Genomic DNA, 21862 nt, shown 5'->3' on the forward strand with positions numbered 1-21862 from the left:
TCTCGGCCCGATACCGTCGTTTGACACAATCAGAGCCGCAAGCGCTCCGTAGCAAACGCTTTACAGCGTAGACGCCCCCAACTTTGGGCAACATGCTCTACTTTATTGTTTTACGTGCACCTTATCCTGAAAACTATCTAACGTTTTCGGAACAGGCTTTAACGGCAACGTGCTTCAAAAACACGGCCATACTGATCACGATAGCGGCAGTACTGAACACCATTACGGGTCTGAGCGACGCCGACGAGCGTGCCTGCTGCTGCGCCAATAGCTGCACCGGTCAGCGCGCCACGCGTGTTACCTCCAATGGCAGCTCCGGCAAGACCGCCGATCGCGGCACCGCCGACACCATAACCGGCTGTTCGTCGTTCCTCCGTCGTACATCCGCTCGCAGCGGCGCCTATTACGGCCATCGTCAAGGCGCTGTACAGGATCATCCTCATTGAATTCTCCTTCCCATTTTTTTAGGCACAATATTACATAGGCCGCTTCGTGAAAGGTCAAGGCAACTGGCCAGGGCGGTCCGGTTGAGTGGCCGCTATATCGAGCGCAGCTGATTTCTCCGGCATATAAGTGGCAGATTGTACCAATATGCACTGGAACAGCTCTGCAGTATTTCAGCAGCAGCCCGCCATTCCATCCCCAAGGGGAACCATTCGAGCCTCAGCTTCGTTAATCCTCATTCACCGACTTGATACGACAACACGCGAATATCTCGACTGCAAAATATCCATATGCGCACGGATGACGGCTGGCTGGCGGAAGAGGCTTCATTCGAATGAGCGCAGCACTTCCTTGCGCATCACGTGCAAATCGGCGGAGGAATGCGGGAGAAAACGATGATAGAGAATGGATATAAACTTCAAAAGAATGGCGACGGCACGTGGTCGGTGATTGATGCCTTCAAGGGCCATCCAGTCACCTTTGAGGGTCGACTGCAGATCGCCCTGAACGAGGACGAGGCAAAGCGGGTTCTCGAGTGCCTTAACCGCCAGAATCTCGAGCGCCATCCCGAAGACGGCAGCGGTCGCTTGCCCTGAATTGCGGGCGCCGTCGAAACATGAAGTGAACAAACGGGGCTATCTTAAATATTCAGGAAGCGTATCGTTGATGTTTCCGGAAGGAGGATATCGTACTCGGCGTTCCCATTGGTGCACTGTTCGCCGAACCTAACACCAACGACGCGAAACCCACCGGGCTCAAAGCGGGCAGAAAGCCGAAACGCAGTTAGCAAACTAATCGCACCGCAATTATTACCCCGCCTTACTAAACCCTTCTCTCAGCACACGCCGCGACAGCATAGAGAGCAGCGCAGCCATTGATGCTCGTTTTACATATTATAGTTAATAAACTTATAGTATGTAAAGTGCCAACAATTCACGCATGGATGTGCGAAAAATCGTTGGCGATAATTTTGCCCGGATACGAAAAGAAAAAGGCCTGACACAGGAACAAGTGGCGGAGCGTTCAGGCTTCAGCCAGCAGTATCTGAGCAGCCTTGAAAGGGGACAGCGCAACCCGACAATCATAACGATTTACGAGCTTTCATTGGCGCTTGGAACAACTTATTCCAACCTGATTTTGCCTGAAAATACCCAAGCTAGGTAATATCGTTGAAGGTCTATAGCCTCCGACTGAACGCGGTTTCGGTAGCCTCTAAGCTGCCAGTCCGCTTTGCGCCCCCAAGCCGGACATTCAGACTCTAATTAGCGCTCCCCAAAAGCGGACGAATGTCACTCCAATAGGCTCGCAGCCATCAGATGGTTCGAATCCTGCCGGGCGCGCCGGAAGAGATTCGAACCTACTTTCTATCTCGAACGCAAACGCATGTCTGCTTTTTTAGTTTCGCTCCCGGAAAGCTGACAGTCCGATCTCGGCCCCTTTCCAGTCAATATGAACGCTAGTTTGACGCGACCACATATGGCAAAATTCCCCTTTTGCCATATGATGTATTTCATGAATAACTTTTAAGCAGTGACTTTAACTCAATACGATACCCCCATCGACATTGAGACTCTGCCCCGTTATGAAAGCGGCATCATCGGACGCAAAAAATGCAACTGGTCCCACTACATCTTCGGGATCACCGATCCGTCGCATGGCGGTCTTCTCCTGCCAGGCTTCACGTATTGCAACGTCATCAAGATTGACGCGGCCCATATCGGTCAAAATGATACCGGGGCAGATGCAGTTTGCCGTGATGCCAAAAGTGCCCACCTCCTGCGCGAGCACCCGCGTAAAGCCCATCACAGCGGCCTTCGATGCGGAATAATGCGCCTGTTCCGGTGCGCCATGCTTGCCGCCGATAGAGGCGATATTCACGATGCGACCGTATTTCTGTTTCTTCATGTAAGGTAAAACGGCCTGCACGACGAGGAATGTGCCCTTGGCATTTACGTCGAGAACGCTGTCCCAGTGCTCTTCCTTGAGATGTTCGACGTCGCTGGCAATCAAAATGCCCGCATTGTTGACAACGGCATCAATGCGGCCAAAAGTGCCGACAGCTTTCTGTACCATCGCCTCGACATCGCCCTTGTTACTTACATCGGCATGAACCGCCAGAGCGCGACGACCGATAGCAGTGACTTCTTTCGCGACCTCTTCGAGCGCATCTTTCTGGCGTTCAATGTCATTGATCACCACATCGAAGCCGCGTTGGGCCATACCCACAGCAATTGCGCGCCCAATACCCCGACTGGCGCCGGTAACAAGCGCGATCTTTGCCGGATGTTCCATTTTAACTCCTCCAGAAATTCAAAGAGCCGTATAGCCGCCATCAACCGCCAACACAGTGCCGGTTACGAAGCTTGCAGCATCGGACGCGAGAAACAAAACCGCATTGGCGACTTCTCGCGGCTCACCCAACCGCCCCTGCGGCGTCATGGCAAGCCAGGTAGAAAACCATTCTTTATTGCTGCGTCCGGCCAGTGTCAGTTCCGTCGCGGTGTAACCGGGGGCGACAGCATTCACCCGTACGCCCTGCTTCGCCCACTCAACCGCCAGTGACTTCGTGATGAGATTTACACCCGCCTTGGCGGCGTTATAGGCGATCTGCGGTTGAGGGTGGACAACGATTGCTCCGCACATGGAAGAGATATTAACGATCGCCCCACGCCCGACCGAGGCCATGCGCTTTCCAAACGCTTGCGCGCAGTAGAAAACGCCATTGAGATTGACGTCAATCACTGTACGCCAGTCCGCTTCCGTGACATCGCTTGCAGGCCCATTCCTGACGATACCTGCATTATTGATGAGGATGTCGGGCGCGCCGATATTACGCGTTATAGCTTCGGCCACCTGTTCGCTGGCATCCCGGTCTGTCACATCCAGCGCATAGAATTGCGCCGAAGCTGCTCGATTGGTGTTTAGCTCGGCAACAGCCGCTTCACCCGCGACCACATCGCGGTCGATAATGATAACAGTTGCACCCGCCTCGACGAAGAGTTCGGCGATGGCCCGTCCGATCCCTTTTGCGCCGCCCGTGATAACGGCGTTTTTACCGGTCAGCTGAAAATCTTTGAGCATCAGTCCACCTCAACAGTCTTTATCAAGCGGAGCGAACGGACTTCAAAGCCGGATAAAGCGCCCGATATTGCTGATAAATCTCGTTATAGATCTCTGTTTCGCGCGGGCGAGGCTCAATGCATGTGCCCGGTTTGACCATGGCGGCAATACCATCATCGATACTCGCAAAATGTCCGGCGCCGTGTGCTGCCAGAACGGCGGCGCCTACCGAAGGCGCATCGCGCGACCGTGGCACGCAGACAGGCAAACCGGCTGTATCCGCATGTATCTGGAGCCAAAGCGGCGAAGCACTGGCACCACCCCCGACCGTGATTTCACGTCCGCGATAGCCAGCATCTGCCATAGCATCGAGAATGGCGCGGGTGCCGAAACTGATGCCTTCCATGATCGCGCGGAATACGTGATGTGGCTCATGCGCAAGCGTCAGCCCGACGATTGCGCCTCGCGATAGCGGATCGGTATAAGGCGTGCGATTGCCCTGAAAATGGTCCTGCACAAGCAAGCCATCCGCACCCGGTTCCAGTGCCGCCGCCTTGCGGTTCAGTTCTTCCATATCCATGGTGCCGTTCATCATCCGACCAAGCCAGGCGATGATCGAACCCGTCGAGGTTTGGCCCCCTTCGATAATATAGCGCTTTGGATAAACCATATCCGGATAGCTGCCCCAGATCCCAGGCGCGTGCAAAGGCTTGTCGGAAACGCCAAATTGCAGATGCGACGAGCCGGTGATCAGTGCCAGCTGTCCAGGTTTGGCAACGCCGAGACCGATCATGCCGATCAGCGCATCGGCCCCCCCCTGAACTACTTTCACTTTCTGCGAAAGACCAAGTTCAGTCGCTGCCGCCGCGCACAGATTGCTAATGACCTCACTCGGCGCGACAACACGAGATGGCCATTTCTGCAGCAGGGCTTCAAGGCCGAGCTTTTCCAGAAGCGTCTTGGGAAACCCACCGCGATCCGTGGAATAATGCCAGCGCAACGACACATTGTTGAGGCTTGCGGCTTTTTCACCCGTCAAACGCAATGTCATGAAATCCTGATACTCGCAGATAGTTTCTGCTTTATTGAATATCTCTGGCTCATTGCGAGCGAGCCAAAGCGCCTTGGGGATCATCCATTCCGCCGAAACAGGACCACGCCCGCCGCCATTGGCGAGCAGCGCGTCGTCGCCCGTGGCAAGGACTGCTTCGGCCTCAGCACTTGCGCGAACATCCATCCAAATAATCGAGGGACGCAAGGGGTTGCCCTCACCATCGAGAGCAACGACGGTACAACTCGTCGTTGCAAGCGTAATGGCTTCAATTGCTGTCGGGTCAATTGCGGATTCTGAAATCGCTTTGCGCGCAGCCTGAACGAAAGAAGACCACCAGTCTTCCGGGTTCTGCTCCGCACGCGCTCCGCTCGAAAATTTCGTTTCGTAGGGCACGGCGGTACTTGCCAGACACGTGCCAGAAAGGTCATAGACCCGCGCGCGGATGCTTTCCGTGCCGCCATCTGCGGTCAGAAAATAAGCCATTCAAATCCTCCCGAATGGATCCCGGAGACACTCCCTGTTTTCGGAAAGTCTCATCGTACAACATTTCACGTCAGTCCGCGGAACACTTCCAACGCCTTACCTGCATACATTACAGCCGGGCCGCCGCCCATTTCGACCGCAACCTCAAGCACCTCGACCAACTCCGGCTCGGTTGCGCCATGGCGGATGGCGGCGTCGACGTGATAAAGAATGCAATCCTCGCATCCCTTGGTGACCGCAATACTAACGGCGATCAGTTCGCGCTGTGCCGACGAAAATGCTCCAGAAGTCGTTGCAGTTTTACTGACCTTGGCAAAGCCCGTCATCAGATCTGGCGTTGCTTTGGCGAAGGCACCAAGCCGCGATTGTGCTTCCTTGAGCCGAGCTCTCACGTCATTCATTGTCTTCTCCCATGACACTCAAAATCAGATCGAGAACATCCTTTGTCTCATCCCATTGCGGCATATGCCCCGACTGAGCGAAGAAGTGAACACCAATAAAAGGTGACAATGCGGTTACCTGCTGCCACGGTATGATACGGTCCTGAAGGCCAAACAGAACGCGGACAGGTTTTGAACGTGACTGCCTTTCGAGCAAAGCAACAATATCTGCGCGCTGGCCTGAAGGCCCTATGATTGCCTTCGCAAGTTCCTTAAGACGCCCGTTTGCCATGGTTGCGGCAATCTCTCCTGCCAGAGCAGCCGTCAACTCTACGGACTTGGCTGCAACGCGGCGCAGCAGATGTGCAACCTCACCGGCACTCGTTGCCTGCGCCATGCCCGATACAAAGCCTGCGTCAATCTCCGAACCAAGGCCGGCAGGCGCAACAAGTGTCAGGCTTGAAACACTGGCAGGGTGGGCCGAGGCAAAAGCCGCCGCCGCGACTGCTCCCAGCGAATGGGCCACGATATCCACCTGACGAATGGAAAGGGCATCGAGGAAAGCGGGCAGGAATTCGCTCAATTCTTCCGGGTGTGAAGCATCGATCGTCGTCAGGCCATGGGCTGGAAGATCGGGAACGATAACGCGGAAACCCGCACGACGCAGGCCGGAGGCTATGCCGCTCCATGTCGTTCGATCGCCTGAAAAGCCATGAAGCAGCAGCAGGGTCCGCGCATTTTGGGGACCGATATCCGTATAGGCCACACGGCCTTTTGCCAGCGCCACGAATTTTACGTCAGTGTCGGCCTGCGTTCCGCTTGCGGCTGCCAGCACATCCTCTTTTTCGACACGTCCTCTGCGGCCAGATCCTGAAAGACTGTTGATATCAAGGCCTTTCTGGCGGGCCAGCCGGCGAGCCAACGGCGTAGCACGCGTGCGACCAGCATTGCCGGAAGCCCCAGGCTTTTGCGCAACGCGCGCCGGTACATCTGCTGGTGCAACCGCTTCAGGGTCTACCACTTCGCCCTTCTGCACAACTGCATCTGTCGCGACCTCAATACGGGCGATAGCCTCACCAACCGTCACCATGTCGCCTTCAAGACGCAGAACCTCGATCAGCTTGCCGCTCACAAGAGCTGGAAATTCTGCAACCGTTTTATCGGTTTCAATTTCGAGTACAGCTTCGCCACGCTCGAATTGATCGCCCGCAGCCTTCAGCCAGCGTACGATACGCCCCTCTTCCATCGTCTCACCAAGACGCGGCATATCCAGATCGGCTATAATGAGCGCATTGCTGGAACCGGCTGTGCGTGCGGGATGCAACGCAGCCGGCTCCTCAGGAGAAGACGCGCTTTCGCCGCCATCATCCGTCCAGTCTGGACCACTGCCAATGTCGATGCGCGCCAGAGGCGCGCCGACCACGACATGATCCCCTATAGCGCCGATCCATTCATTGAGCGTGCCGTCGCCAAGCGCCGGGAATTCCGCAACCGTCTTATCGGTTTCGATCTCGATAATTGAATCCCCGCGCCTGAAACTGTCGCCCGGCTTGACGAGGAAGCCGACAATCTTGCCTTCATCCATCGTTTCGCCAAGACGCGGCATTTTGAGAATACGTTCTGTCATGACAGCATTCTTTCCGCGACAGACCGGATAAGTTCTGCGGTCGGCACGCTGCCAGCTTCAAGCTCCTGCGAAACGGAGATCGGGATGTCTTCGCCCGCAACACGCACAACCGGTTGTTCCAGATAATCGAAACATTCTTCCGTGATGCGGGCGGCAAGTTCTGCGGCAACACCTGCGGTCAAGACGCCTTCGGAAACAACCATGGCCTTGCCTACACGCTCGACATGTTCACGCACCGTATCAAAATCGAGCGGATTGAGCGTGCGAAGATCGATAACGGTTGCTTCAATTCCCTTGGCCGAAAGTTTTTCAGCTGCATCAAGCGCGTAAAAGAGCTGGCGCGAATAGGTGACGATAACCAGATTCTTGCCTGTACGACGAACCGCAGCCTTGCCCCATGCCAAGGGCTCAGCATCGAGATCAACCTCTTCCTTGCGTGTGTAGAGTGCCTTGTGCTCGATAAAGACGACCGGATCGGGTTTTGTGAGGCTCTGACGCAGCATGTGATAGGCATCCTGAACCGTAGCAGGCATGGCGAGCCGCAAACCTGGCGTGTGCATGATCCATGCCTCTAAGCTCTGCGAGTGTTGCGCGCCAGCGGAGCGTCCTGTGCCGCCCTGCGTTCGCAACACCATCGGCACTCCGGTCTGCCCACCGAACATGTAGCGGATCTTTGCCGCCTGATTGGCCAGTTGATCCATGGTCATTCCGAGAAAATCGATATACATGAGTTCAGCGACCGGGCGCAGCCCGGTCATTGCTGCACCCACGGCAGCACCAATAATTGCAGGTTCTGAAATCGGTGTATCGATCAGGCGTTCAGGGCCGTATTTGCCGATCAGATCTTTGGTAACACCGTAGGCCCCCCCATAACGGCCCACCTCTTCGCCGATCACAACGATAGTGTTGTCTTCAGCCATGGCATCATCCAGCGCTTTACGCAGCGCATCGCGGTAAGTCATGGCAACCATTATGCTTCATCCCTGGAAAGTACGCGGTCGATACGGGCACGAACCGGCTCTGGTTCAGGTTCACCCACGGCGTAAACATCTTTGAACATGGAGGTGAGTGCCGGAGCTTTGGATTCGACTGCGAAATCGATCGTCGCGTCCATCTCCGCAGCAACTGCGCTGTCCATCGTGTCGAGGGCTCCTTCCTGCGCAAGACCTGTCGAGATCAGCTGATCGCGCGTGAACTTCACCGGATCTTTCTTGCGCCCTTCCGTCTCTTCCGCTTCTGCGCGGTATGGGCTCTTGTCCATGCGCGCATGGCCGAAGAAACGATAGCAGGTGACGGAAAGAAAGCCCGGTTTGCCCAGACGCGCATCATCGATGAGCCCTTGTGCTGTGGCCTTCACTTCTTCCACATCAAGGCCATCGACCACGGCACCGTTAAGCCCGAAAGCATGCGCGCGCTGTTCAAACGCCGTGTTGGCAGTTGCCTGATCGACACGAGTTCCCATGCCGTATTGATTATTGATGCAAACAAAAACCACCGGCAGGCCCCAAAGCGCCGCCATGTTCATGCTTTCATACAAAATGCCCTGCTGCATCGCGCCATCGCCAAAAAATGCGAGCGAGACAGAGTTCTTCTTGAGATAATTGCTGGAAAGACCAGCCCCCACAACAGAAGGAATACCGCCGCCGACAATTGCGTTCGCGCCAAGGTGGCCAAGCGCCATATCGGCAATATGCATGGAACCGCCCTTGCCACGGCAATACCCGGTTTCCTTACCGCCGATTTCCGCCATCATCTGTTTCGGATCGGCCCCGCGCGCCAGAAATATTCCGTGTCCGCGATGGTGGGTCGTGAATGTATCCTGCGGCTGCATCGCTGCACAAACACCGGCGGCAGCGGCTTCTTCACCGATGGACAGGTGAAGCATCGAACCTGCCGTCTGGCCGCGCACGAACAATTCGCCCACGCGTTCTTCAAAAGTGCGGATGCGCCGCATCGTTCTGTATAGTTCGAGGAGATTAGAGTTACTCGGATTTTGCACGTGCGCCTCCGACAGACCTGTCTGTTGCAAATGTTTCATGATGTTTGGTTCAATGCCTAACGCAGTTCCTCAAAGGAGCTTCAGTTTGGTGGTACGCGAAACGACCGCGACCGCGACGAGAATGATAAGACCCTTCACAATGCTCTGGATGTATGTGTCCATCCCGATGAGGTTGAGGCCGTTATTGATGACGCCGATGAAAAGTGCACCGAAGAAAGTTCCTGCAATTGTTGCAGTACCCGGACGGAACATGGTCATTCCGATAAACACCGTGGCGAGGCCGTCGAGCAGATAGCGTTCACCCGCGTTAGGTTGGCCAGAGCCCAGACGTGCTGCAAGAAGCGCGCCGGCAACGGCTGCGAAAATTGAACAGACCACAAGAGCGGCAGCGCGATAAAAACGACCGTTAACGCCGGAAAGTTCCGCTGCTTTGAGATTGCCGCCGACCGCATAAATGTACCGGCCGAATACGGTCCGTTCCATCAGAAACCAGGCCACAAAAACAACGATCACCATAGCATAAGCAAGAACCGGGATACCAAACAGCTGGCCTTGTCCAAGCCAGAGATAGCTGGCCGGAAGACCACCATAGATGGCGCGCCCGCCAGTCATCAAAAAGTTGATGCCGTAAAGAATGGACCCTGTTGCGAGTGTGGCAATCAACGAAGGCACCCCCACCAGCGTTACAAGCGCTGCATTGACGGACCCCACCACCAGACCAGCACCGAGACCGGCAAGCAATGCCAGCGGCAAAGGTGTGCCGGCAACCAGCAGAAGGGGGACGATAATACCCGCCATTCCGACCATATAGCCGACCGACAAATCCATCTCACGGGCAGCAAAGCCGAAAGTCAATCCTGCTCCGACGATGGTCAGCATGGAAATCTGCTGGATGATGTTGAGAAGATTATTCGCTGTCAGAAAGCGGTCAACCGTGAGTGAAAAGCCGGCGAACAGGAGGAAAAGCACAAAAAGCGTACTGTATTTGAGCAGCCACTCGCCTTTGAGTTTTTTGCTGAAACTCTGCGCATGGCGAGCAGATTGCGGTGTGACCGCTGAGGATCGGGCGTTCATTGGGTAACTCCTGCCATTGCAGCAATAAATTTCGCTTCAGAAAACGCATCGCGTCCAATTTCTGGCCCGGGACGTCCGTTCACAAAGGGGATGACACGGTCAGCCACATCCGCGACTTCCATGAGGTCTGACGAGGTGACAAGAACGGCAACGCCCTTCTCTGCCAAACGGCGCATCTGCGCGTGAATTTCACGCTTGGCACCGATATCGACGCCTTCCGTCGGTTCGATGAAGATCATCAGGCGATAGTGATCGTCGGCTCCGTAAAGCCACTTACCGATCGAAACCTTCTGCTTGTTACCGCCACTCAGATCTTTAACAAACTGACTGCGCGAATGCGCCTTGACGTTCATAAGCTCCATCATCCGGTCTGCCTCGCGGGCTTCACGGCGCATGAACAATATGCCGGTGCCAGCAAAAGTCGCGTAAGACGGGTGCACCATTGCAAGGTTTTCACGTACGTCCCAATCACCAACAAGCGCGTTTTCCATGCGATGGTCTGGCACCAGTGCCACACCCTTTTTCTGCATGGTCCGCGCATCGACTTTCGCCTGCACCTCCCCCTGAAACCGGTACGTTCCGTCGGTCACACCGCTTGCGGCATAAAGCGAGCGCGCAAATCCGAAATGTCCCGCCCCTGTCAGGCCGATAAGCCCGACAATCTCACCGGCGTGAATGGCAAAATGCTCGACCTCTACACCGCCTGCTTTCCAGTCGCTCACGTCCAGAACAACGTTGCCAAACGCACGTACAGGCTGAATTTCCTGTTCGCTTGCATCCTCACCACCTGTCCGCTGGAGCATGTGGTCAATCAGTTGCGCCTCGCTCGAATCTTCAGCCTGAAGCGTTGCAATGTGTCGGCCATCGCGCAGAACGGTAATACGATCGCTTAGCGCCTTGATTTCAGAAAGAAAGTGACTGATCAGCACAATGCCGACACCCTGTTTGGGCAGGGTCTTGATGATTTCCCAAAGACTCTCTTTTTCGCGAGCAGGCAAGGTGGCCGTCGGCTCGTCAAGGATCAGTAGCCTCACATTACCGCGCAGTGCGCGGACAATTTCGATAATCTTCTGGTCGGCCATGGGCAGCATATCGACCTGCTGATTAAGGTCGATAGAAACCTGGGGAAACCAGCGGCCCAACAGCTCGTTCGCACGGGCCAGGAGCTTCCGGCTATCGATGATGCCAACCCCCATGCGTGGCTCGTCGCCCAACAGAATATTCTGCGCACCCGTCAGACCGGGAACGAGGCTGCCTTCCTGCGAAACATGTGCGATCCCCTTGCGCAAGGCATCGCCGGCGCTGCTCAGTTTCACCTCAGCTCCATCAATCGTTATCGTGCCGGATGTTGGGCTTTTGCTACCGCCGAGAATGCTGACCAGCGTGGTTTTTCCCGCGCCGTTTTCTCCGATCAGTCCGTGCACCTCATCGAACCGGAATTCAGCGCTGACCTGATCAAGCGCCAAAGTACCGGGATAAGACATCACGATCTGCGAAAGGCTTACAGCCATCGAAGAACTCCATGAATTGAATTGCTAGAGCATGCCTCCAAAATAGGGATCCAGTTTTGGAGTAACGACATGCGGAAAAACAAGAAGGTAGAGCGGTTGCAACGACTCCGTTTTAGCCGAGACAGCTCTAAATCCTGAAAAAAGGCCGGAACGTGGAACGGTCACGCCCCGGCCAGTGGCAGGCAATGGGGTGCCTACTTCTTCGGGAGGAAATCCTTGCAGTTCTGCTTCGTGACAAGTGGCGCATCAAGATAGACAGTCTTGGAAGGAATGACGGTGTCGGCATCTTCCTTCTTCACGACGATGCTTTCGATCCACTCGCCGGTCTGCGCGCCCATCTTTTCAAACGGCTGCGAAACAGTCGCGATCATCAGGCTGTCCGGCTTGCAGACTTCTTCAATTGCCTGTGGGTGGCCATCGATACCAATGACCTTCACATTTTTCAGGCCTGCTGCGGTGAGTGCATTGATGGCTGCCTGTGCCGGTTCATCCCAAGGTGCCCACACGGCATTGATTTCTTCTCCAAAGCGCGATGCATAATCCTGCACCGTGCTGGTCGTGTCTTCGAAGAAGGCAGTGTAGTCGATATTATGTTCGGCAATGACCTTCACTTCAGGATATTCCTTCACCACGGCGGCCATAACGTCACCGCGCTTGCGGGTGCCATGATGCTCTGCCATGCGCAGGAAAATCATATTGCCTTTGCCGCCCATCTCATTGAGCAGGTAAGGGGACACAGAAGCAGACATTGCCCAGTTGTTGGTTGTAACGTCAACGAGCACACCGTCTACCTGACCACTATCGATGGCGAAGACTGGAATTTTCGCAGCAACCGCAGCGTCAATCGCTGCACGCGATGCTCGGAGATCAGACATGCTTACGATAATGGCATCTACTCCGCGCGATGCGGCATCCTGAATGTTCGAAGCAGTGCGTTCGCCCGAGCCGCCGCTATCGAGAACGCTGACGTTCCAATCCTTGGCGGTTTCCTTGAGCCAGGCGTCAAATCCAGCCTTGGCACGTTGTTCAGATTGCGCAGCAGCGTTGGAATGCACCCAGGCTACATTGGTCGCGGATGCGCTGGCAGTACCCATAAGCATGGTTAAAGCGACCGCCGCGATGGACTTCTTGAAAAATCCCGTATTCATTTATTCCTCCCAGAAGCGGCGTGGTTGAGCCCACTACCCGCCTCACATTGTTGAACCCCGGCTCAGAGCGTCTCCGGCGACATTTCTATGATGTCGGCTTTCCGCCCTCCTCCAAGCCTGTCGCTTCGGCGCCTGTCAGGTTCAGATCCTCACGAACCAGACGCGGCTTTTGTGCTTTAACCTCGGCTTTCCATTCCGGTTGACCCACCTGCTCAATCGCGCTCTTGTCCACCGGAACAGTTCGAATTAAGCAATGGTTGGTTACAAATGTCAAACTAAATTACATTTGTATCAGTGTAGGAAAACGACAAGAGGAACCGATGAACGAATCTGAAGACAGCCTTATGGTGCGTGTCGCGTGGCTATATTACATCGGTGGATTCAACCAGGAGGCGACTGCCGCACGGCTGGGCCTGACCCGGGCACGCGTAAATAAAATTCTCGGAGAAGCCCGCGAAAGTGGTCTTGTCAGCATCTCCATCGACCACCAGAATGCTGGCACGCTGCCGCTCGAAAATAAACTTATGCGTCGCTATGGGCTGGATTTCTGCATTTCAACGCCACCATTCGACTTCGATACAGATGACACAGCGTCTGAAATCCGTAAGCAAGTTTCGTTTCGCGCAGTTGGCGTCGCTGCTGCGACCTACCTCAAGAATTTTCTTGCGGACAATCAGGAAGCGACCATTGGCACCGGCTGGGGACGCACGATAGAGCAGATGACGCTACAACTTGCCGGTGTGCGAGCACCGCAAGCGCGCTTCATTTCCGTCATGGGATCGCTGACCGCCAACTCTGCCTATAACCCATTCGAAGTTGTGCATATGTTGGCACGCCGCACTGGCGGACAGGGCTTTTTCCTCCCCGTGCCGTTCATTGCCGATTCTGCCGAGGACCGAAAAGTTCTGATTTCCCAACGATCTGTAGCGCGCGCGATGGAAATTGCCCGCACGGCTTCGGTCTGTTTCATCAGTGCTGGTGAGTTGACAGAAGATTCATTGTTGCGCCGCCAAAACATGTTGAGCAAACCGGAGCTTGAAAGCCTCCGGGCCGCAGGCGCAATCGGTGACACCAACGGCATTTTCTTTGATAAGGAGGGCCGTCAGGTCGACCATGAAATGAACCAACGCACTATCGCTCTCGGATTTGCCGAATTGCAGAAGGTTCAGGTCGTCCTGCTCATCGCGGGCCAGGAAAAGGCTATCGCTACCAGAGCTCTTTTGAAGAGCGGTATAGTCAACGGCCTCATCATAGACGGTGATGCAGCCGAAGCGCTACTGAAGCTAGACAGCTCCAAAACTGACCTGCCGTAAGTATTTTCTCTCAGATTGGATTAGATCCCGGCTCGTTAAAGGATGGCCGAATGAAGAAGCAGAGCTTTACATAAGAGCAGATCAGTGCGGTTCAAAAGAAGACAACCTTTAAGACTTTTAGTCTGGGACACCTTACCCATGACAATAGCTCTAAATATTTTCATTGGAGATAATGGAACAAGATTGGTCGAGAAAGTATCACATATGGCAAAAATCACATTTTTCCATATGTCTATTTTCATGTTTGGACGTGTTTCAATCTAGCGCCAATATGCTGGAGGCGTCCAATTGGCACCCGAATTGTTGACGAGTGTACAGATCGACGTCGACATGTGGTCTGTGAAAAACAAAAGCTGTATATTCATCGCCGCCCTCCCTGTACCTCTGCTTCGCTTAGAGTGAAAATTACGAACTCTTCACTGTGCTGTTCGTCAATCGCCGGGCGTTGAGTTCTTTCAGCGCTCGGAACCAGCTCGGCGTTTCTCATCTAGATCGTCACCCAGCGTAGGGGCGGTTCTCCAACGCGCTTCATCGATTGATTCGTAGCAACTAAGGGCGAACCGGGATTTTCCAGGACGTCATGTGTAAAAATTCGAGCGCATATCCGATATCATCTCAAATTTAATTGAATGATGCCGCAGGAACTTTGGGGAGTTTTGAGGAAGAAAGCTCGCGCCGTCGCGCAATAGGTTTGCCCTAGCTGCAGCAATACAGTTGCTAGGCAAAAAATGCAAACAACCGCACATTCTATTCAGTCAAAATTTGCAAGCAATTTCAAGGGGGTAAGTGGTGGGCGATGAGAGACTCGAACTCCCGACATCTTCGGTGTAAACGAAGCGCTCTACCAACTGAGCTAATCGCCCGACTGTTGCGCCAAGTGTCTGGCCAGTCGCTGTGAGAGCCGTTTAGGCAATTCGCGCGACAAGCGCAAGTGCAAAAATCAGCATTCGGCGTGTTTCTTGTGTTTTTCTACAATCCCTTTCACGCTTCTGCCGACGGATAAGCCAACGAGAGAATAGCCAACCGAAAAACACCGTGAAAAGGTGCAGCGAGATCGGCAATCTGGCGTCAACAATGCCGGCAAGCGGGTAAGTGGATTGTCCAGCGGCGAGCATTCTGCCGCCGCTCCGAATAATTATCCAGCCAACCGGTCCGGCGAACACAGGATGGATGCGCCACCTGCTGCCTGTACGGCAAGGCTTCCATATTCGATACCGGCTGCAAGCGCCCGATAGGCATCGTGACCTTCGAGCCATGCATCGATGAAGCCTGCATTGAAAGCATCGCCTGCTCCGGTTGTATCGATAACCGGTACATCCTTTGCCGCCATGTGAAGGTCCGCTTCAGCAGTGCACAGCCACGCCCCTTCTCCGCCCCCCTTGAGAGCCACGACCGGGAAATACCCGGCCAGCGCATCAAGCGCCTTTGCCGGATCGTCATGGCCGGTGATAGCCTGCGCTTCCTCACGATTGGGAAGGAATATATCGACACCTTCGCAGGCAGCGAGCAGGCCGGGGTCGTAGATCAGCGTTTCATCCCAGCTCGGGTCGAGCGAGACGGAAAGACCTGCTGCCTTTGCCCGCCGCACGAGATCAGGGATTTCATGCAGCGTGGCGAATTCGGCGATATGCAGATGCCCTGCATCCTTCCATTGCAGTGCGGCTTGAAGCGTTGAGGGAAGCGCTGAACCGGCGCGGCGCGAGAGGAATGCGCGGTCATTGCCGATCACACTGGCCACTGTCACCTGCGGTCCGGCATCGTCGGCCCGCTCCAGAAAGCGCAGATCGACACCATCGATCTTCAGGTCCGGCTCCAGCCCGCGTGACAGGCCATCAAAGCCGAGACGTGCGACCAGCGCGACCGCCCTGCCCGCATGGGCAAGATGGGCGGCGGAAATGAAGGCCCCGCCACCTGCCGCCATTTTCATATTTTCGGCAAAAACCTCGCGCCCCGGCTGCGGTAGTGATTGCAGCCCGGTGAAGATTAGGTCGCAGTAAATCCGCCCGATGCTGAGAACTGCCGGACGCCTGAATTGTTGCGGCATCATAGGCGGCCCAGACTTTTCTCGGTCTTGGCATCGAAGAGATAGAGGCTTCCCGCCGGTGCGGACACGGAAAGCGTCCCGCCCGTTGCGGGAATGACCTTGCCCGGAGCCGTTGCAATCACCGAAACGCCGTTGACATCAAGATGCACCAGCGTTTCCGCGCCAAGCGGCTCTACCGCCGTCACCGTGCCGGTGAGCGATAGACCATTGGCCGTCCCCTCCTCGACTTTCAGGTCATGCGGGCGAACGCCGACCAGAATGTCGCCATCAGGTGCAAGTTCCACGCCCGATCCATTGCGGCGCCCCGCAATCAGGTTCATCGACGGGCTGCCGATGAAGCGCGCCGTGAACACGTCGGTCGGGTTTTCATAAAGCTCGGTCGGCGTACCGGTCTGGAGAATGCGGCCGTCACGCATAACAACGATGCGGTCAGCCATGGTCATGGCTTCAACCTGGTCATGGGTCACGTAAACGGTCGTCGTCTCGAGACGCTGATGCAAGCGCTTGATTTCAATACGCATCTGCGCGCGAAGCTGGGCGTCGAGGTTCGACAGCGGCTCATCGAAAAGGAAGGCTGACGGATTGCGCACCATGGCGCGACCGATGGCAACGCGCTGGCGCTGGCCACCGGACAATGCCGCCGGGCGACGGTCGAGATAGGGTTCCAGCCCCAGCGCCTTGCCGGTTTCCTCAATGCGCTTGTCCTTCTCGGCCTTGGACAGTTTCGACGTATAAAGCCCAAAGCCGATATTCTGGCGCACGGTCATATGCGGATAGATCGCATAGTTCTGGAACACCATGGCGATGTTGCGCTGCTTCGGATCGCGTTCGTTGACAACTTCGCCGCCGATCTTCAGATGACCGCCGGAAATGTCCTCAAGCCCGGCAATCATGCGCAAGGTCGTAGACTTGCCACAGCCCGAAGGGCCGACAAAAACGACGAACTCGCCATCCTTGATCTGGAGATCGATTGCCCGGACCGCCTCGACCTTGCCATAACGCTTGACCAGCTTTTCAAGTTCGATGGTTGCCATCAGCGTGCCTCCACAAGTGCACTGAATTTTTCATTAAGTTCGCGGGCAGCCTTTGCTTCGGCGGCCGCATGGTCGAAAGCAACCGCCTTGAAGCGGTCCGCTTCCGCCTTGTGTCGCGCGAGTGCCGCGTTCATCGCGGTTGGTGCCGGACCGCCAAGACGGTCGCGCACGGCTACGAAATGCTGCGGCGACACCAGTTCCTCGAACTTCTCGCCCCCGAAGGATGGTTCGCGCCCGGCAGACTCGCGGAAAGCATCGAGGAAAGGTTCAAAACCGTCCTTCTCCAGACCGCCGCCCATCGCGACGACAGCGCGCGCGACCCTGGCTGCGATTTCATGCGCCTGCCGGAACGAAAGCCCTTCGATGCGCACCAGCGAATCCGCCAGTTCGGTGATAGTGATGCAGGAGCGGCGGATATTTTCCGCCACACGGGCCGGATCGATCCGGATCGCGCCGATGAATGCGGCCAGAAGATCGAGCACGCGACCAGCGGAGGCGAATGCCTCATAGCCCATCGCTTGAGTCTCGCCCTCACTGTCATTCATGTCGGTGAAAGGTGTGTTGTGCATGACGTCCAGAACGGTGCGGGCGCGGCCCATGGTCTGGCTTGCCAGGTGGCGCATATGTTCGATTGGAACAGGATTGCGCTTCTGCGGCATGATCGACGATATCTGCACGAAGGCGTTCGGCACATAAATCTGGCCGACCTCGAAACTGGTCCAGAACTGGAAGTCCTGAATGAGGCGCCCCAGATGCACGAACATCAGTTCCAGCGCCGAATAGGTCGAGGTGATGTAATCCACCGCCGCAATGCAGCTATAGGAATTGGATAAGGGGGCAGCAAAGCCCAACAGGCTTGCCACTCGTGCGCGATCGATCGGGAAGCCCGAGGTGGTGATGGCCGCCGCCCCCATGGGTGACAGGTTGACAACGGCACGTGCGGCTTCCATCCGTTCCATGTCGCGAATGAGAACCTCGATTGCCGCCGAAAGATAATGACCGAAGGTCGATGGCTGTGCAGGCTGGCCATGCGTATAGGCGACGATCAGCGTCTCCTTTTCGCGGGTCGCGGCTGCAATCAGGCTATCCAGCAGATTGCGGGCCTGCGTCATCAGCGTATCGATGCGATCCTTGAGGCCAAGCTTGAACAGCGTGTGGTCAATATCGTTGCGCGAGCGCGCCGTGTGAAGGCGACCGGCAGTATCGACACCAATGCGCGCCTTCAGCTCCTTCTCGATGAGAAAGAAAAAGTCTTCCACTTCACCCGTATAGGTCAGCTTCGCAGGATCGATTTCCCGGTCGATGGCTTCCAGCGCACCCGCAATGGCTGCGGCCTGTTCGCGGTCGAGAATGCCGGTTTCGGTCAGCATGACGAGATGGGCGCGGTCGATGCGGCGAAAGCCGTCGACGTAATGGGTCTTGGCGCCGTCAAAAAGCGGGCGAAGCACGGTTTCCTTATAAACCGGATCGGGAAAGACGCTTTTATCGGACATCCGTGGATCGAGATCGGACATGGTTCAACCCTTGAGGCCAGCAAGCATGACACCGCGCACGATGTAACGCTGGAGAAGAAGAAAGACGACGAGCGTGGGAAGCGTGGCGATTGCCGCGCCGGTCATAATCATTTCCCACTGGATGGATTGCTCGACGGCGAAGCTCGAAAGTCCGACCGGCAGTGTATAAAGCTCCGGGCTGGTTGCAACGATCAGCGGCCAGAAGAATGCGGTCCAGTTGCCGAGGAAGGTGAAGATCGCAAGCGCCGAGAGCGCAGGCGTCACCAGCGGCATAGCCACTTTCCACCAGATCTGGAATTCGTTGAGGCCGTCGACGCGGGCCGCCTCCAGAAAGTCGTTGGGAACGCCTTCAAAGAACTGCTTCATGAGAAACGTGCCGAAGGCCGTCATCATGCCGGGGAACATGATGCCCCAGTAGCTGTCCAGCCAGCCGAGCTTGCTCGACATCAGATACCACGGGATCACCAGCATTTCGGTGGGGATCATCAGCGTGGACAGGATGGCGAGGAAGATGAAATAGCGCCCGCGGAACTGGAATTTCGCCAGCGTATAGCCGACGAGACTGTCGAAGAAGACGTTCGACAGCGTGACCACGACCGCAACGATCATGGAATTCAGGAACCAGCGGATAAAGCGGCCATCCGCAAGGATGGTGACATAGTTCTGCAATGTCGGCTCTGTCGGGATCAGGCGCAGATCATAGACCTGTCCTGCCGTCTTGAGCGAGGTGGAGAACATGAAAGCCAGCGGCGTGACCATGATGAGGCCACCGATGAGCAGCAATGTCCATGTCACGATGCGACCGGGCCGCAGGTTCTGGAAAGGGAGCGGTTTGTTTTGAACGGACGCTGTCATTTCTTTTCCCTCAGAATCCAGAGCTGCAACAGCGAAACACAAAGCAGGATGGTGAACAGAACGACGGTTTGCGCAGCCGCATAACCCATCGCATAGGAGGAGAAAGCCGTCTGATAGATCATCAGCACCAGCGGCTTCGTGGAGCCGAGCGGTCCGCCGGGGTCGTTCGTGGTCATGTTGTAGACCTGATCGAAGATGCGCAGGAAGCCGATCGACGAGAAAACCACGAGGAACACCGTTGTGGGCTTCAGAAGCGGGATGGTGATCTTGCGCAGGATCGCCCACTCACCAAGGCCGTCAATGCGGGCGGCTTCATAGAAAGTGTTGGGAACAGCGCGCAGGCCCGCCATGAAAATGATGATCTGGAAGCCGAGACCGGCCCAGATGGACGTCGCCATGATCGCATAGAGACCCTGATCAACCGAGCGCAGGAAACCCTGCTGCGGAAGGCCCAGTGCATTCAGGATATTATTGATGAAGCCGATGGGGGCTGGCTGATAGAACCAGCGCCAGACCCATGCCATGGCGGCAGCCGTGGTGAGGTAAGGCAGGAAATAGAGCGCGCGGATAAAGCCGTGCATGATGCGCACGCGATCCAGGAAATAGGCGATTGTAAACGCCACCACGAGGCTTATCGGCGTACCGACCAGCAGATAGGTGAAAGTGTTCCTGAACACTTTCCAGAATTCCGGATCGGCGAACAGCTTCTGGTAATTGGCGAGGCCGATGAACTTTGGCGGATTCATCAGGTCCCAGTCGGTGAGAGACAGCCAGAAGGCCTCTATCGTCGGGTAAAAGCGGATGACCGAATAGAACAGGATCGGGAGAGCGAGGAAGCTCCACACCCAGATCAACCGTCTTGTGCGCATGGAAAGGCGATCCGTCAGGCGATTGCCCGAAGGCCCGTTCGCTCTGCCGCCTGTTTCTGCAGTCATTGTCATGTTTCAAGATCCTTCGGCTACGGATGAGCCGTGCCGCGAGAAGAGCGGCGAGGCCCTGCCCCGCCGCATTTCAAGCCTGTTACTTGGCCGCGTCGAGCACATCCTGCTCGGCCTTGGCCGCCTGGTCGAGAGATTCCTTGACCGGCTGCTTTTCGAGAATGACGCGGTTGGCCATATCGACGGCGATCTGGCGCTGCTTCAGCTCATCCACGAACATGGTCGTGTGCGCATATTCCAGACCTTTGAGGAACGGGCCATAGATCGGATCTGCAAGGTTCGCTTCCGTCAGGGCCGCTGAACGGCGCGCAGGCAGTTCACCCACATCCTTCAGCCAGATTTCCATGGCTTCCGGCGAGGAGATGTAGTTCAGGAACTTCTTGGCGGCTTCGAGTTTCTCGCCGCTTGCCTTGGCGCTGATGCCGTTGGCGAAATAGCTCGCATAGTTGGAGCGCACGCCTTCCGCATTGGCCGGAAGCTCGGTCACGCCCCATTCAAAGTCCTTGATGGTGCGGAACGAACCAAGACGGAAGGTGCCGTCGATGGTCATGGCCGCCATGCCGGCGCGGAAAGCAGCCTGACCTTCATCCATGAACTTGACTTCGCCGACCTTATGTTCGGTCTGGAGACCGGTATAGAAGGCAAGCGCCTTTTCACCGGCGGCGTCGTTATAGGCGACCTTGCGGTCATTGTCGGTATAGGGCTGACCGCCGAACTGGCGCACCAGAACCTCACGCCACCAATGCTGGTCCTGCCCCGGCATGTCGAGCGTGATGCCTTCGGCCAGAAGATTGCCGGAAGCGTCGCGCTTCGTCGTCTTCTTGGCGGCTTCGACCATTTCATCCAGCGTCTTTGGCGGATTATTCGGATCGAGGCCGGCGTCGGTGAACAGCTTCTTGTTGTAGAACAGGGCCAGCGAACGCACAGCGGTCGGCAAACCGTAATATTCATCGCCGCGCTTCATCGCCGAAACGATCGGGAAGAACTCGCTTTCGATCTTGTCATGCGGGAACGTGTCCTGCGGCAATGGCTGCAGAATGCCGCCAGCCACGAACTTGTCCAGCCAGCCATAGAAAAGCTGCATCACGTCCGGGCTCTTGCCCGCCATCTTCGCTGCGATCACGCGCGTCTGATAGTCGTCGTAAGGAAATGTGACTTGCTTGACCTTGATGTCCGGATTGGCCTTCTCGAAATTCGAGATCAGCTTGTCCATCGCCTTGACGCGCGTTTCAAAGACATACTGCCAATATTCGATTTCGACAGCCTGAGCGGCATTGATCGCAAAGGTGCTGAGCCCTGCAACCAGACCTGCCAATAACAGCTTACGCATTTAAACCTCCCTAATGCCCCGCCCACCGGTACTCGAATGCGGTCGCCAGGCACG

The 21862-nt window shown here is 56.0% G+C and carries 20 protein-coding genes and 1 tRNA gene; 2 read left to right on the plus strand and 19 right to left on the minus strand.

The genetic code is table 11. The annotated features are described in order from the left end of the window. Positions 1–158: 158 nt before the first annotated feature. Together JNC70_RS09415 and JNC70_RS09420 are read right to left on the minus strand one after the other, a co-directional pair. On the minus strand, positions 159–443 hold the full coding sequence (locus JNC70_RS09415; RefSeq protein WP_104754026.1) for a YMGG-like glycine zipper-containing protein: 285 nt from the start codon (positions 441–443) through the stop codon (positions 159–161). 327 nt (positions 444–770) lie between these two features. Further along, positions 771–1073, minus strand: a complete 303-nt coding sequence (locus JNC70_RS09420; RefSeq protein WP_167394004.1) for a hypothetical protein — start codon at positions 1071–1073, stop codon at positions 771–773. A gap of 310 nt (positions 1074–1383) precedes the next feature. Here JNC70_RS09420 and JNC70_RS09425 point away from each other — a divergent pair, with 310 nt between their 5' ends. Continuing rightward, on the plus strand, positions 1384–1608 hold the full coding sequence (locus tag JNC70_RS09425) for a helix-turn-helix domain-containing protein (RefSeq protein ID WP_104754024.1): 225 nt from the start codon (positions 1384–1386) through the stop codon (positions 1606–1608). A gap of 372 nt (positions 1609–1980) precedes the next feature. On the opposite strand, the gene JNC70_RS09430 is transcribed toward JNC70_RS09425, so the two are convergent. The 10 genes from JNC70_RS09430 to JNC70_RS09475 all read right to left on the minus strand — a co-directional run bounded on the left by JNC70_RS09430 (position 1981) and on the right by JNC70_RS09475 (position 12780). Continuing rightward, the gene (locus JNC70_RS09430) at positions 1981–2736 is read right to left on the minus strand and encodes an SDR family NAD(P)-dependent oxidoreductase (RefSeq protein WP_104754012.1); all 756 of its coding nucleotides are present in this window, start codon (positions 2734–2736) and stop codon (positions 1981–1983) included. An 18-nt stretch (positions 2737–2754) separates the two neighbouring features. Next, positions 2755–3525 carry an SDR family NAD(P)-dependent oxidoreductase gene (locus JNC70_RS09435; protein WP_374788582.1) on the minus strand — a complete coding sequence of 257 codons (771 nt, stop codon included), beginning with the start codon at positions 3523–3525 and terminating at the stop codon, positions 2755–2757. 22 nt (positions 3526–3547) lie between these two features. Then, the gene (locus tag JNC70_RS09440) at positions 3548–5041 is read right to left on the minus strand and encodes an FGGY-family carbohydrate kinase (RefSeq protein WP_104754010.1); all 1494 of its coding nucleotides are present in this window, start codon (positions 5039–5041) and stop codon (positions 3548–3550) included. Between the two features lie 65 nt (positions 5042–5106). Beyond that, complete coding sequence (locus JNC70_RS09445) at positions 5107–5442, minus strand: carboxymuconolactone decarboxylase family protein (protein ID WP_104754009.1); 336 nt, start codon at positions 5440–5442, stop codon at positions 5107–5109. Continuing rightward, the gene (locus tag JNC70_RS09450) at positions 5435–7048 is read right to left on the minus strand and encodes an acetoin dehydrogenase dihydrolipoyllysine-residue acetyltransferase subunit (RefSeq protein WP_374788583.1); all 1614 of its coding nucleotides are present in this window, start codon (positions 7046–7048) and stop codon (positions 5435–5437) included. The genes JNC70_RS09445 and JNC70_RS09450 overlap by 8 nt, the downstream gene beginning before the upstream one ends. Next, on the minus strand, positions 7045–8019 hold the full coding sequence (locus JNC70_RS09455) for an alpha-ketoacid dehydrogenase subunit beta (protein ID WP_167394003.1): 975 nt from the start codon (positions 8017–8019) through the stop codon (positions 7045–7047). Before JNC70_RS09455 ends, JNC70_RS09450 begins: the two co-directional genes overlap by 4 nt. Continuing rightward, on the minus strand, positions 8019–9047 hold the full coding sequence (locus tag JNC70_RS09460) for a thiamine pyrophosphate-dependent dehydrogenase E1 component subunit alpha (RefSeq protein WP_104754110.1): 1029 nt from the start codon (positions 9045–9047) through the stop codon (positions 8019–8021). Before JNC70_RS09460 ends, JNC70_RS09455 begins: the two co-directional genes overlap by 1 nt. A 69-nt stretch (positions 9048–9116) precedes the next feature. Further along, complete coding sequence (locus JNC70_RS09465) at positions 9117–10121, minus strand: ABC transporter permease (protein WP_104754006.1); 1005 nt, start codon at positions 10119–10121, stop codon at positions 9117–9119. Next, a complete protein-coding gene (locus JNC70_RS09470; RefSeq protein WP_104754005.1) occupies positions 10118–11632 on the minus strand; it encodes a sugar ABC transporter ATP-binding protein in 1515 nt (504 codons plus the stop codon). The genes JNC70_RS09465 and JNC70_RS09470 overlap by 4 nt, the downstream gene beginning before the upstream one ends. A 194-nt stretch (positions 11633–11826) precedes the next feature. Beyond that, on the minus strand, positions 11827–12780 hold the full coding sequence (locus JNC70_RS09475; protein WP_104754004.1) for a sugar ABC transporter substrate-binding protein: 954 nt from the start codon (positions 12778–12780) through the stop codon (positions 11827–11829). A 320-nt stretch (positions 12781–13100) separates the two neighbouring features. Here JNC70_RS09475 and JNC70_RS09480 point away from each other — a divergent pair, with 320 nt between their 5' ends. Continuing rightward, the gene (locus JNC70_RS09480; protein WP_104754003.1) at positions 13101–14093 is read left to right on the plus strand and encodes a sugar-binding transcriptional regulator; all 993 of its coding nucleotides are present in this window, start codon (positions 13101–13103) and stop codon (positions 14091–14093) included. 787 nt (positions 14094–14880) lie between these two features. Here the strand turns inward: JNC70_RS09480 and JNC70_RS09485 are convergent. From JNC70_RS09485 to JNC70_RS09515, 7 genes are all read right to left on the minus strand, one after another. Next, positions 14881–14956: transfer RNA gene (locus JNC70_RS09485), tRNA-Val, on the minus strand. Positions 14957–15228: 272 nt separating this feature from the next. Beyond that, a complete protein-coding gene (locus JNC70_RS09490; protein WP_104754001.1) occupies positions 15229–16140 on the minus strand; it encodes a carbohydrate kinase family protein in 912 nt (303 codons plus the stop codon). Beyond that, a complete protein-coding gene (locus JNC70_RS09495) occupies positions 16137–17171 on the minus strand; it encodes an ABC transporter ATP-binding protein (RefSeq protein ID WP_104754000.1) in 1035 nt (344 codons plus the stop codon). The genes JNC70_RS09490 and JNC70_RS09495 overlap by 4 nt, the downstream gene beginning before the upstream one ends. Next, the gene (argH, locus tag JNC70_RS09500; protein WP_104753999.1) at positions 17171–18685 is read right to left on the minus strand and encodes an argininosuccinate lyase; all 1515 of its coding nucleotides are present in this window, start codon (positions 18683–18685) and stop codon (positions 17171–17173) included. The genes JNC70_RS09495 and argH overlap by 1 nt, the downstream gene beginning before the upstream one ends. Positions 18686–18688: 3 nt before the next feature. Next, on the minus strand, positions 18689–19540 hold the full coding sequence (locus tag JNC70_RS09505; RefSeq protein WP_104753998.1) for a carbohydrate ABC transporter permease: 852 nt from the start codon (positions 19538–19540) through the stop codon (positions 18689–18691). Then, positions 19537–20481: a carbohydrate ABC transporter permease gene (locus tag JNC70_RS09510; RefSeq protein ID WP_374788584.1), complete on the minus strand. Its 945-nt coding sequence runs from the start codon at positions 20479–20481 to the stop codon at positions 19537–19539. The genes JNC70_RS09505 and JNC70_RS09510 overlap by 4 nt, the downstream gene beginning before the upstream one ends. 79 nt (positions 20482–20560) lie before the next feature. After that, complete coding sequence (locus JNC70_RS09515; RefSeq protein ID WP_104753996.1) at positions 20561–21808, minus strand: sugar ABC transporter substrate-binding protein; 1248 nt, start codon at positions 21806–21808, stop codon at positions 20561–20563. Positions 21809–21862 lie beyond the last annotated feature (54 nt).

The organism is Brucella oryzae (genome assembly GCF_041929965.1).
Lineage (GTDB): Bacteria > Pseudomonadota > Alphaproteobacteria > Rhizobiales > Rhizobiaceae > Brucella > Brucella oryzae.

Coding starts and splice junctions, on each gene's coding strand:
- JNC70_RS09415 (WP_104754026.1), bottom strand. CDS start 443: ATGAGGATGATCCTGTACAGCGCCTTGACGATGGCCGTAATAGGCGCC.
- JNC70_RS09425 (WP_104754024.1), top strand. CDS start 1,384: ATGGATGTGCGAAAAATCGTTGGCGATAATTTTGCCCGGATACGAAAA.
- JNC70_RS09430 (WP_104754012.1), bottom strand. CDS start 2,736: ATGGAACATCCGGCAAAGATCGCGCTTGTTACCGGCGCCAGTCGGGGT.
- JNC70_RS09435 (WP_374788582.1), bottom strand. CDS start 3,525: ATGCTCAAAGATTTTCAGCTGACCGGTAAAAACGCCGTTATCACGGGC.
- JNC70_RS09440 (WP_104754010.1), bottom strand. CDS start 5,041: ATGGCTTATTTTCTGACCGCAGATGGCGGCACGGAAAGCATCCGCGCG.
- JNC70_RS09445 (WP_104754009.1), bottom strand. CDS start 5,442: ATGAATGACGTGAGAGCTCGGCTCAAGGAAGCACAATCGCGGCTTGGT.
- JNC70_RS09450 (WP_374788583.1), bottom strand. CDS start 7,048: ATGACAGAACGTATTCTCAAAATGCCGCGTCTTGGCGAAACGATGGAT.
- JNC70_RS09455 (WP_167394003.1), bottom strand. CDS start 8,019: ATGGTTGCCATGACTTACCGCGATGCGCTGCGTAAAGCGCTGGATGAT.
- JNC70_RS09465 (WP_104754006.1), bottom strand. CDS start 10,121: ATGAACGCCCGATCCTCAGCGGTCACACCGCAATCTGCTCGCCATGCG.
- JNC70_RS09470 (WP_104754005.1), bottom strand. CDS start 11,632: ATGGCTGTAAGCCTTTCGCAGATCGTGATGTCTTATCCCGGTACTTTG.
- JNC70_RS09475 (WP_104754004.1), bottom strand. CDS start 12,780: ATGAATACGGGATTTTTCAAGAAGTCCATCGCGGCGGTCGCTTTAACC.
- JNC70_RS09480 (WP_104754003.1), top strand. CDS start 13,101: ATGAACGAATCTGAAGACAGCCTTATGGTGCGTGTCGCGTGGCTATAT.
- JNC70_RS09490 (WP_104754001.1), bottom strand. CDS start 16,140: ATGATGCCGCAACAATTCAGGCGTCCGGCAGTTCTCAGCATCGGGCGG.
- JNC70_RS09495 (WP_104754000.1), bottom strand. CDS start 17,171: ATGGCAACCATCGAACTTGAAAAGCTGGTCAAGCGTTATGGCAAGGTC.
- argH (WP_104753999.1), bottom strand. CDS start 18,685: ATGTCCGATCTCGATCCACGGATGTCCGATAAAAGCGTCTTTCCCGAT.
- JNC70_RS09505 (WP_104753998.1), bottom strand. CDS start 19,540: ATGACAGCGTCCGTTCAAAACAAACCGCTCCCTTTCCAGAACCTGCGG.
- JNC70_RS09510 (WP_374788584.1), bottom strand. CDS start 20,481: ATGACAATGACTGCAGAAACAGGCGGCAGAGCGAACGGGCCTTCGGGC.
- JNC70_RS09515 (WP_104753996.1), bottom strand. CDS start 21,808: ATGCGTAAGCTGTTATTGGCAGGTCTGGTTGCAGGGCTCAGCACCTTT.